The organism is Microbacterium sp. NPDC057407, from assembly GCF_042803895.1.
Taxonomy (GTDB): domain Bacteria; phylum Actinomycetota; class Actinomycetes; order Actinomycetales; family Microbacteriaceae; genus Microbacterium.
In genome coordinates, this window is record NZ_JBHVCA010000002.1 from 337,383 (window position 1) to 347,180 (window position 9,798).

A 9,798-nucleotide genomic window follows, 5' to 3' on the forward strand; every position below is an offset into this window, starting at 1 on the left:
TCAGTGCTCTTTCGAGGAGTACTTCGAGCCGTTCACGCCGTAGCCGGCCTTGGCCATGACCCACCCGACGATCAGCCCGACGACGAGCAGGCCCGCCGACGCCCACACCAGTGCGGGCATGTCGAACCAGAAGAACACCACGCCGAGAGTGACCGCGACGAGCATGATCACCACGGCCGTCCAGGCGGCGGGCGAGTGTCCGTGGCCGGGGTCGCCGATGTGGTTGCTCATGGGTCTCCTCCAGATAGGCGCGGAATGATCTCAGTCTAGCGGGCGGTCGGTGGGGTCCTCGCCACGCGACAGGTCGTCCCACGAGTCGATCGCGTCGTGCGGCCGCGAGCCCGGCACCGCGGCGATCGGCGTGCTGTCGTCGGTCCGGTAGCGGCGGCCCGCGCCCTTCCACGTCCGCGCCGTCGCCAGCGTGAAGAGCCCCGCCGCGAGCAGCACGAGTGCGGTCCCGGCAGTGATCACCGGCCAGGGCGTCTGGATGGTCGCCGCCACGAGCTCCGCGACAGCCTCGGCCCCGGTGATGCCCGTGGCCTCCGTCACGGTAGCGGCCACCGCGCTCACGGGTGGACCGAGCACCACCTGCGCGCTCGACCAGCCGATCGCCAGCGCGATGAGGGCGGTCAGTACAGCGAAGACGAAGCGCAGCACGACGCCCACGATCGACAGGGCGCCGCCCAGCGCGAGCACGGCGAGGCCGAGCGGCGCGAGCACCGGCACGGCCGCCGACCCCGGGACCTGCAGCGCGTGCTCCGCGCCGTCATCGAGGACGACGGTGAGCCACGTCTGCGTCGAGGAGATGACGACGACCGCCCCGCTCAGCACGAGGGAGACCACCGCCGCGAAACGCGCGCGTCGGATCACGCGGGAGCCTCCGGGCCGCGCACGGGCTGCAGGTCGTCGGCGTCGAAGCAGGTGCGGGTGCCGGTGTGGCACGCCGGACCCACCTGCTCGACCTCGAGGAGAATGGCGTCGCCGTCGCAGTCGAGCCGCGCCCCGCGGACGAGCTGGATGTTGCCCGACGTATCTCCCTTGCGCCAGTACTCACGGCGCGAGCGCGACCAGAACGTCACGCGACCCTCGGTGAGCGTGCGCCGGAGGGCCTCGGCGTCCATCCACCCGAGCATGAGCACCTCGCGGGTGTCCCACTGCTGGACGATCGCGGCGACGAGGCCGTCCTCGTTGAAGAACACGCGATCGATCCGCTCCTGCACGCTGTCGCTCATGCGCGCACCTCCCGCACCGCGATCCCGTCGGCGGCCATCGCCGATTTCACCGCTCCCACCGTGAGCTGACCGGAGTGGAAGACGGATGCCGCGAGCACGGCGTCCGCTCCCGCCTGGACGGCGGGCCCGAAGTGCTCCGCGCCGCCCGCACCGCCCGAGGCGATCACCGGCACGCTCGACACTTCGCGCATCAGCGCGACGAGCTCGAGGTCGAAGCCCTCCTTGGTGCCGTCGGCGTCGATCGAATTCACCAGGAGCTCCCCCGCTCCTCGCTCGATGGCCTCGCGGGCCCAGGCGAGCGCGTCGAGGGAGGTCTCGGTGCGACCGCCGTGGGTCGTGACGACGAACCCCGACTCGGCCGCCGGCGACCGCTTCACGTCCAGCGACAGCACGAGGACCTGCGCGCCGAAACGGTCGGCGATCTCGTCGAGGAGGGCGGGACGTGCGATCGCGGCGGAATTCACGCCGATCTTGTCGGCGCCAACCGACAGAAGTCGCGCGACGTCGTCGGTCGAGCGCACTCCCCCGCCCACGGTCAGCGGGATGAAGACCTGCTCGGCGGTGCGGCGCACGACGTCGTACGTGGTCGCGCGCTCGTCCACCGTCGCCGTGACGTCGAGGAACGTCAGCTCATCGGCGCCCTGGCGGAAGTACTCGCGAGCGAGCTCGACGGGGTCGCCCATGTCGCGCAGGTTCTCGAAGTTGACGCCCTTGACGACGCGGCCAGCGGCGACGTCGAGGCACGGGATGACACGGCAGACGAGGCCCATCACAGCCTCGCGTTGTGGATCGCGGTCACGAGGATGGCCCGCGCTCCGATGGCGTAGAGCGCATCCATGACCTGGTTGACGCCCTTTCGCGGCACCATCACTCGCACGGCCACCCACTCCGGGTCGCGGAGAGGGGCGATCGTGGGCGACTCGATCCCCGGAGCGATGGCCACGGCATCGTCCACCAGGCGCGCGGGAAGGTCGTAGTCGACCATCACATAGCGCCGGGCGACCATGACCCCGCGCAGGCGGCGGAGCAGGGTGTCCGTGCCTTCGACATCGGCAGGTCCCGTCACGAGCACGGCTTCGGACTCCAGGATGACCGGTCCGAAGATCTCGAGCCCGGCCTGCCGGAGCGTCGTGCCGGTCGAGACCACGTCGGCGACCGCATCCGCCACCCCCAGCCGCACCGCGGACTCGACCGCGCCGTCGAGCGGCACGAGGTCGACCGCCACGCCGTGCTCGTCGAGGAAGCCGTCGACGAGACCGGGGTACGCCGTCGCCACGCGCATGCCCTCGAGATCCTTGATCGTGGCGAAGCGGCTGGGCGGACCGGCGAAGCGGAACGTCGAGTCGCCGAATCCGAGCGCCTCGATCTCGCGGGCGCCCGGCATCCGGGCATCCAGAAGCAGGTCTCGACCGGTGATCCCGACATCGAGCGCGCCCGACCCCACGTACGTGGCGATGTCTTTCGGGCGGAGGTAGAAGAACTCGACCTCGTTCTGAGGGTCGATGACGTGCAGGTCCTTGGGGTCGCGGCGGCCGATGTAACCCGCCTCGGAGAGCATCTCGGAGGCGGTTTCGGCGAGCGAGCCCTTGTTCGGCACGGCGATTCGCAACATGGCAGCGGGGGCTTTCGGTTTCGAGGACGGACGGGAGCGCGGGCTCAGAGATGTCGGTAGACGTCTTCGAGCGAGAGCCCCTTCGCCACCATGAGCACCTGGAGGTGATAGAGCAGCTGCGAGATCTCTTCGGCTGCGGCATCCGTCGACTCGTATTCGGCGGCCATCCACACTTCGGCGGCCTCCTCGACGATCTTCTTGCCGATCGCGTGCACGCCGGCGTCGAGCTGCGCCACCGTCCCCGAACCCTCGGGCCGCTCGACCGCCTTCGCGGTGAGCTCGGCGAACAGCGCATCGAACGTCTTCACCGTTCCAGGGTAGCGGCCGGGCGGGATGCCTCGGCGCCGCGTGTCGGCGCGACCGTCAGTGGCGGTGGGAATGCGCGAGCGCCGCCGCGCGGAGCGTCTCGATGGCCCGGGAGGGATCGCCCGCGCCGAAGACGGCGGACCCGGCCACGAAGGTGTCGGCGCCCGCCTCGGCGGCCTGCGCGATCGTGGACTCGGCGATCCCGCCGTCGACCTGAAGCCACACCTCCGACCCGCGCCGCCTCGCCTCGTCGGCCAGTCGCCGCAGCTTCGGCATCGTCTCGGGCATGAACGACTGTCCACCGAACCCCGGTTCGACCGTCATGACGAGGATCTGGTCGAAGTCCTCGAGCAGGTCGAGGAGACCGTCGACCGGGGTCGCGGGCTTCACCGCGACGCCCGCACGCGCACCGATGCCACGGAGCCGGCGCGCGAGCGCCACCGGTTCGGCGGCGGCTTCGAGATGGAACGTCACGGAGGCTGCGCCGAGCTCGGCGTACCCCGGGGCCCATCGGTCGGGGTCGGAAATCATCAGATGCACGTCGAGGGGCACCGGACTCGTCGCCTGGATGCGCTTCACCATCTGGGGGCCGAACGTCAGGTTCGGCACGAAATGGTTGTCCATGACGTCGACATGGACGAAGTCGGCGGCCGCGATGCGCGCGAGCTCGGACTGCATGTTCGCGAAGTCGGCCGCGAGGATGCTGGGGTTGATGCGGACGCGGCCGTTGCCGTCGCGGAGGGTCACGCGTCCATTATGGTCGAGCCCGCCATGGCGCCTGGGCCGGGTTCACACCCGCCGCAGGAGCGAGATCGACATCGCGTCGGTGTTGTGACGGTGGGGCCACAGCTGGGCGCGACCGGAGCCATCGGCCTGCGGTTGCAGATCGGGGTCGGATGCGGCCAGATCCCGGATGACCTCGCGGGCCGACACCTCTTCGACAGCCGCGCCCCACTCCCTGCGGACGTCCGCCACGACCCCCGACGTCTCCGCGAGGTGCGGCGAGCACGTCACGTAGGCGACGATTCCGCCGGGCTTGAGAGCCGACACCGCGCCGCTCAGGAGTTCGCGCTGCAGCTCGGTCAGCTCCGGCACATCGGTGGGCATCTTGCGCCAGCGGGCCTCGGGTCGGCGGCGCAGGGCCCCGAGCCCCGTGCACGGTGCGTCGACGAGGATGCGGTCGTACGTCTCGGGTGCGGCGGCGGTCAGGACGCGGCCGTCTTCCTCCGACACGGGGACCTCCAGCGGAACAGCGGCGAGCGCCTTGCGGACGAGTCCGGCCCGCGCCGGTGACACTTCGTTCGCCTCGAGCCGGGCGCCGTGTGCGAGGGCCTCGGCCGCCAGCAGCGCGGTCTTGCCGCCCGGTCCGGCGCACAGGTCGAGCCAACGCTCGCCGACGCTGACCGGGCGCGCTCGGGTGAGCGCGAGCGCCGCGAGCTGCGAGCCCTCATCCTGCACGCGGATGCGCCCGCCCGATTCCGTGACGACGCCTTCGGGGTCTCCCCCGCCGAGCCGGAATCCCGCCGGAGAGAAGGGAGTGCGGCGCGCATCGACCGGCACCTCGGCCAGCCCGGGCAACGCCGCCATCGTCACACGCGGTGAGGCGTTGTCGGCGGTGAGCAGCGCCTCGAGCTCGCTCGCCCGGCCTTCCGCCGCGAGGGCGCGGCGGAAGGCCCGCACGATCCAGACCGGATGCGACGAGACCAGGCCGAGCCGCTCGTCGTCGGATCGGGCGGCCTCGGCGACCCGCGTCATCCAGTCACCCGGCGTGTCTCGAGACACGCGGCGCAGGACAGCGTTGGCGAATCCAGCCGCGCCGCGGCTGACGTCGGTGCGGACCAGCTCCACCGACTCGTTCACCGCGGCGTGCGACGCGACGCGAGTGGACAGGAGCTGATGCACGCCGAGGCGCAGCGCGTCCAGGACCGCCGGATCGATGTCGGCCACCGCCCGGTCGGCGGCGATGGCGATCACCGCATCGTAGGTCCCCTGGCGTCGGAGCGTCCCGTAGGTCAGCTCGGTCGCGAGCGCCGCGTCCGCCGGGGTGAGGCCCGCGCGGTCGATCGAGGTGGGCAGCAGCAGGTTCGCGTACGCGTCGGACTCGTGGACCGCCCGGATGGTGTCGTAGGCGACTCGCCGAGCGAGGGCGACGGCGCTCATGACCCCGCCCGCAGAGTCGTCACGCGGAGGCCCCGCCACCAGTCCGCGGCGCGCATGGCGCCTCTGCCCGCCGGCTGCACCGTCTCGAGCGCGATCGGATCGGTCGCCGTCCCGGCGAGCACAGCGCGGCCGTGCTGGACGATGACACCCGGGTCGAGACCCGGCGCGTCGGCGGGAGGCAGGCCGACGGCGAGGATCTTGAGCCGCGATCCCTCGATGGTCGTATGGGCTCCGGGTTCGGGAGTGACTCCGCGGATGCGGCCGAGCACGGCGGGCTGCGCCTCGTCCCAACGCACGCGGCCGTCGTCGTCGCCCAGCTTTCCGGCATAGGTCGCCTCGCCCCGCTGCGGGGCGGCGGTCGCAGTGCCCGCCGCGATCGCATCGACGACGTCGGCCAGCAACTGGGCGCCGTCGTCCGCGAGGAGCGCGAGCAGCTCCCCCGCCGTCGCGGCGGACGGGACGTGATGCGCGCGAACCGCGAGGAGGTCGCCGGCATCCAGCTCCGGGACGAGATGGAACACGCTGACCCCGGTGCGGTCGTCGCCCGCGATCAGCGCGTGCTGAACGGGGGCGGCACCTCGCCAGCGCGGAAGCAGGGAGAAGTGGAGGTTGATCCAGCCGTGGGCGGGCGTCGACAGCAGCGGCTCGCGAACCAGACCCCCGTACGCGACGATCACTCCCAGGTCGGGACGCAGCGCCGCGATCCGCTCGCTCGCCTCGGCATCGAGGCGGTCCGCCTTGATGACCCCCAGTCCGAGCTCATCGGCCGCCGCGGCCACCGGTGACGGCGTGAGGACGCGCTTGCGGCCGAGCGGCGCGTCGCGCCGCGTGATGACCGCGGCGACGTCGTGATGGGATGCCGCGAGCCGGCGCAGAGACGGCACCGCCGGCTCCGGCGTACCGGCGAAGACGAGGCGCATGGGGCTCCTCACAGATCGAGATCGGGTACGTCGACCCGAACTTTCAGTGTATTGCGCGGACCCGCCGGTCGCCCCTTCGCCGGTCGCCGCGACCTGATCGCCGCGTCCACGACGGAGGCCCGGAGGCTGCCCGCCACACGCGCGCCCACCGAGTAGTCGAACCGCACGAGCGCGCGCACTCCTTCGTCGCGAGGCACAGGACCCAAGATGGAGTCGCCGTCGAGCTCCGCGACGTCCGTCCGCAGGACGGCGAGCGCGCTCTCCACCGCGGTGCGGGTGCCGTCGACGGCGGCGACCCGCACGGTCGGGGGCATCCGCAGCGGTGTGCGGTCGGCGAGTTCCGAGCGCGCATAGGCCGCCTGCGTCCAGGTCGCGAGAGACCGCGCGACGGGCCCGGCCACTCCGACGAGATGCACCGGCGCGCCCGGCGCCGCGAGTGCCGCGGCATTGGACCACCAGCGCAGGCAGGCCTCGCCGATCCGCAGGTCGTCGGCGAGCAGCATCCGGTCTCCGTCGAGCAGGATGACGGCGCGATATCCCCCCGCAGCCAGCGGCTCCGCTCCCCGGGTCGCCACGACGAGCGCCGGCCGGGAGTCCACGTGAGTGACCGGATGCTCGCCGTCGGCGATGATGACCCGCGTGCCAGGGAACGCGCGGCCGAGTTCATCTGCGGTGCGCTCGCTGCCCGACGAGGCCATCCTCAGTCGCGTGGATGAGCAGTGCGGACAGGCCCAGGCGCCGGCCGATCGACCGCACCACGAACACGTCGGCACCGCCCCCGGCCGTGCGGCGTGGAGCGGCCCGCCGCAATGCGCGCAGCGGGCCGGCTGCCGGCAGTCGGCGCAGACCAGCACCGGTGCGTAGCCGGGCCGAGCGACCTGTACGAGCACGGGACCGTGCGTGAGCGCTTCGCGAGCGGCCGAGAACGCGGCGGAGGGCACGCGGGATCCACGGGACTCCCCTTCGCGGGTGGCGCTCAAGACGACCCGCGGGGTGATCCTGCGTGCCGCCGGCAGTTCGCGGACCCATCCGAGCGCGACCAGCCGCTCGACATCGGTGGTGCGCGTGTGGCCGGCGAAGAGCAGAGAAGTCGCGTCGAGCTCCTGTCGCAGCAGAGCGGCGTCTCGTGCGTGGACGCCGGGACTGAGCGGTTCGGCGAGGAGGGGATCGCCGTCGTCCCACAGTGCGACCAGTCCCGGTCGATGCACCGGCGAGTACACCGCCGACCGGTTGCCGATGACGATGCACGGCACCGGCGACAAAGAGCGCAGGAAGGCGGCGTACCGGGCAGGAGAGCCCTGGCGGGCATCGTCGCGCACCACGGCGCCGTCGTCGATGCGTCCTGCGAGAGCGGCCTCGAGTTGACCGCGGTCGCGGTGATCCGGAACCACCAGGATCGCGCTCCTGCCGTCGGCGACCGTCCGGATCGCGGCCGCCGCGAGGAGGAGCGCCCAGGAGCCGACGGCCGAGCCGTCGAACACCGGCGCCGGAACCGGGGGCGCTTCCACGGCGACCCGACCCCCGCGCAGGATCGCATCCTCCAGCCCGGGGAACGCGGCGAGCACGCCCTCGGCCCACTCGATCTGCGCGGGGGCGACGGCGGGCGTCTCCGGCTGCGCGGCGGCGAGCCACGCCTTCTCGGCACGCACCATGCGCTTCGGGATCGCGAGACGCAGGATGTCGCTCGCCGACCCCGCCGCCCGGTCGGCGCATCGACGGGCCAGGGCATACAGACCCGGCGTCAGAACCGGAACGGGTGAGACGACGTCCTCGAGCTGAGACAGCGGCCGGTCTGAGGCATCCGGCTCACCGAGGTCGACCAGGTAGCCGTCGACGACCCGCCCGGCGGTCCGCAGGGGCACCTTCACACGGACGCCGGGAACCGCCGACGCGGCCATACTCGCGGGGATCTCGTAGTCGAAGAGACGATCGAGCTGAGGCAGCGGAGAGTCGATCAGCACGCGCGCGACCCTCCGCGCGCTCACCTCCGCCCTCCGAAGGCAGCCCCGGTCACGTCACAGACCGGCGGCCGCAGCGAGCTCGGCGGCGCGGTCGGTACGCTCCCAGGTGAACTCGGGCAGCTCGCGCCCGAAGTGCCCGTAGGCCGCCGTCTGCGCGTAGATGGGTCGCAGCAGGTCGAGCTGGTCGATGATCGCCTTGGGGCGCAGGTCGAACACGTCGAGGATCGCCCGCGTGATCGTTTCGTCGGACACCCGCCCGGTGCCGAAGGTCTCGACGTACAGGCCCACCGGCTTCGCCTTGCCGATGGCGTAGGCCACCTGCACCTCGAGCCGTTCGGCGAGCCCCGCGGCGACGGCGTTCTTCGCCACCCACCGCATCGCGTAGGCCGCGGACCGGTCCACCTTCGACGGGTCTTTGCCGCTGAAGGCTCCTCCGCCGTGCCGGGATGCCCCTCCGTACGTGTCGATGATGATCTTGCGGCCGGTGAGCCCGGCGTCGCCCTTGGGTCCGCCGGTGACGAAGGGTCCCGCCGGATTGATGTAGTAGTTGACGTCGCGCAACTCGAGCCCGGTCGCCTCGAGAACGGGGTCGATGACCTCGGCGCGGACCGCGGCGCGCAGCGCCTTCTGCGAGATCTCGGGCTGGTGCTGCGTCGAGAGCACCACGGACTCGACGGTGCGAGGCGTCTGACCTTCGTACCCGAGCGTGACCTGGGTCTTGCCGTCCGGCCGCAGGAAAGGCAGTTCACCCGAGCGTCGGACCTCCGCGAGGCGCTCGGCCATGCGGTGCGCCGTCCAGGCGGCCATCGGCATGAGCTGCGGCGTCTCGGTGGTCGCGTAGCCGAACATGATGCCCTGGTCGCCGGCACCCTGAAGGTCATGGGGGTCTTCGGAGCCGTCCTCGCGACGCTCGAACGCCTTGTCGACGCCCGCCGCGATGTCGGACGACTGCGCGCCGATCGACACGCTGACACCGCAGGAGTCGCCGTCGAAGCCGGTCTCGCTCGAGGTGTAGCCGATGCGGTTCACGACCGACCGCACGATCGCCGGGATCTCGACGTACGCGGAGGTCGACACCTCGCCGGCGACGTGCACGAGCCCGGTCGTCACGAGGGTCTCGACGGCCACGCGACCCTTGGGGTCCTCCGCGATGATGGCGTCGAGGATGCTGTCGGAGATCTGGTCGCAGATCTTGTCGGGATGCCCCTCGGTGACGGATTCGGACGTGAAAAGACGCAGGTCGGTCATCGAAGCTCCAGATGAGATGAGTGCAGGCAACAGTATGCCCCCGGTCGCGGACAGAGCCGCGCCGGGGGCATCAGAACGTCACGAACGATCAGTCGAGCGAGCGCAGACGCAGCTTGTCTTCGTGGATCTCGTGCATCGCGATCGTGAGCGGCTTGTCTTCGACGGTGGAATCGACGAGCGGCCCGACGTTGTCGAACAGGTTCCCCTCGTGCAGGTCGGAGTAGTAGTCGTTGATCTGACGCGCGCGCTTGGACGCGAAGATCACCAGCTGGTACTTGGAGTCGACCTTCTCGAGAAGGCTGTCGATGGGGGGCTCGATGATGCCCTGGTTCGTTCCGGCCATGGGAATCCTCCTGGAT

At 71.5% G+C, this 9,798-nt stretch carries 12 protein-coding genes; all 12 read right to left on the reverse strand.

Features of this window, described 5'->3' with window-relative positions; genetic code table 11:
* Positions 1-231 carry a DUF6704 family protein gene (locus ACFUTX_RS06445; protein WP_378861601.1) on the reverse strand — a complete coding sequence of 77 codons (231 nt, stop codon included), beginning with the start codon at positions 229-231 and terminating at the stop codon, positions 1-3.
* Positions 232-261: 30 nt separating this feature from the next.
* Entirely contained in the window at positions 262-870 is a 609-nt protein-coding gene (locus ACFUTX_RS06450) for a Trp biosynthesis-associated membrane protein (protein WP_378861603.1), read from the reverse strand.
* The gene (gene hisI, locus ACFUTX_RS06455; protein ID WP_378861605.1) at positions 867-1,232 is read right to left on the reverse strand and encodes a phosphoribosyl-AMP cyclohydrolase; all 366 of its coding nucleotides are present in this window, start codon (positions 1,230-1,232) and stop codon (positions 867-869) included. Before hisI ends, ACFUTX_RS06450 begins: the two co-directional genes overlap by 4 nt.
* Positions 1,229-2,002, reverse strand: coding sequence for an imidazole glycerol phosphate synthase subunit HisF (hisF, locus tag ACFUTX_RS06460; RefSeq protein WP_378861607.1), 774 nt, complete (start codon positions 2,000-2,002; stop codon positions 1,229-1,231). The genes hisI and hisF overlap by 4 nt, the downstream gene beginning before the upstream one ends.
* Positions 2,002-2,844, reverse strand: a complete 843-nt coding sequence (hisG, locus tag ACFUTX_RS06465; RefSeq protein WP_378861609.1) for an ATP phosphoribosyltransferase — start codon at positions 2,842-2,844, stop codon at positions 2,002-2,004. Before hisG ends, hisF begins: the two co-directional genes overlap by 1 nt.
* Positions 2,845-2,888: 44 nt before the next feature.
* On the reverse strand, positions 2,889-3,152 hold the full coding sequence (locus ACFUTX_RS06470; protein WP_378861611.1) for a phosphoribosyl-ATP diphosphatase: 264 nt from the start codon (positions 3,150-3,152) through the stop codon (positions 2,889-2,891).
* 55 nt (positions 3,153-3,207) lie between these two features.
* Complete coding sequence (gene rpe / locus ACFUTX_RS06475) at positions 3,208-3,897, reverse strand: ribulose-phosphate 3-epimerase (protein ID WP_378861613.1); 690 nt, start codon at positions 3,895-3,897, stop codon at positions 3,208-3,210.
* Positions 3,898-3,939: 42 nt separating this feature from the next.
* Positions 3,940-5,310: an RsmB/NOP family class I SAM-dependent RNA methyltransferase gene (locus tag ACFUTX_RS06480; protein WP_378861615.1), complete on the reverse strand. Its 1,371-nt coding sequence runs from the start codon at positions 5,308-5,310 to the stop codon at positions 3,940-3,942.
* Entirely contained in the window at positions 5,307-6,230 is a 924-nt protein-coding gene (fmt, locus tag ACFUTX_RS06485) for a methionyl-tRNA formyltransferase (protein ID WP_378861617.1), read from the reverse strand. The genes ACFUTX_RS06480 and fmt overlap by 4 nt, the downstream gene beginning before the upstream one ends.
* A gap of 8 nt (positions 6,231-6,238) precedes the next feature.
* Positions 6,239-8,215 carry a primosomal protein N' gene (locus ACFUTX_RS06490; protein ID WP_378861619.1) on the reverse strand — a complete coding sequence of 659 codons (1,977 nt, stop codon included), beginning with the start codon at positions 8,213-8,215 and terminating at the stop codon, positions 6,239-6,241.
* Between the two features lie 30 nt (positions 8,216-8,245).
* Positions 8,246-9,439 carry a methionine adenosyltransferase gene (gene metK / locus ACFUTX_RS06495; protein ID WP_378861621.1) on the reverse strand — a complete coding sequence of 398 codons (1,194 nt, stop codon included), beginning with the start codon at positions 9,437-9,439 and terminating at the stop codon, positions 8,246-8,248.
* A gap of 88 nt (positions 9,440-9,527) precedes the next feature.
* Positions 9,528-9,782, reverse strand: coding sequence for a DNA-directed RNA polymerase subunit omega (gene rpoZ / locus ACFUTX_RS06500; RefSeq protein ID WP_169582550.1), 255 nt, complete (start codon positions 9,780-9,782; stop codon positions 9,528-9,530).
* Between the last annotated feature and the right edge of the window lie 16 nt (positions 9,783-9,798).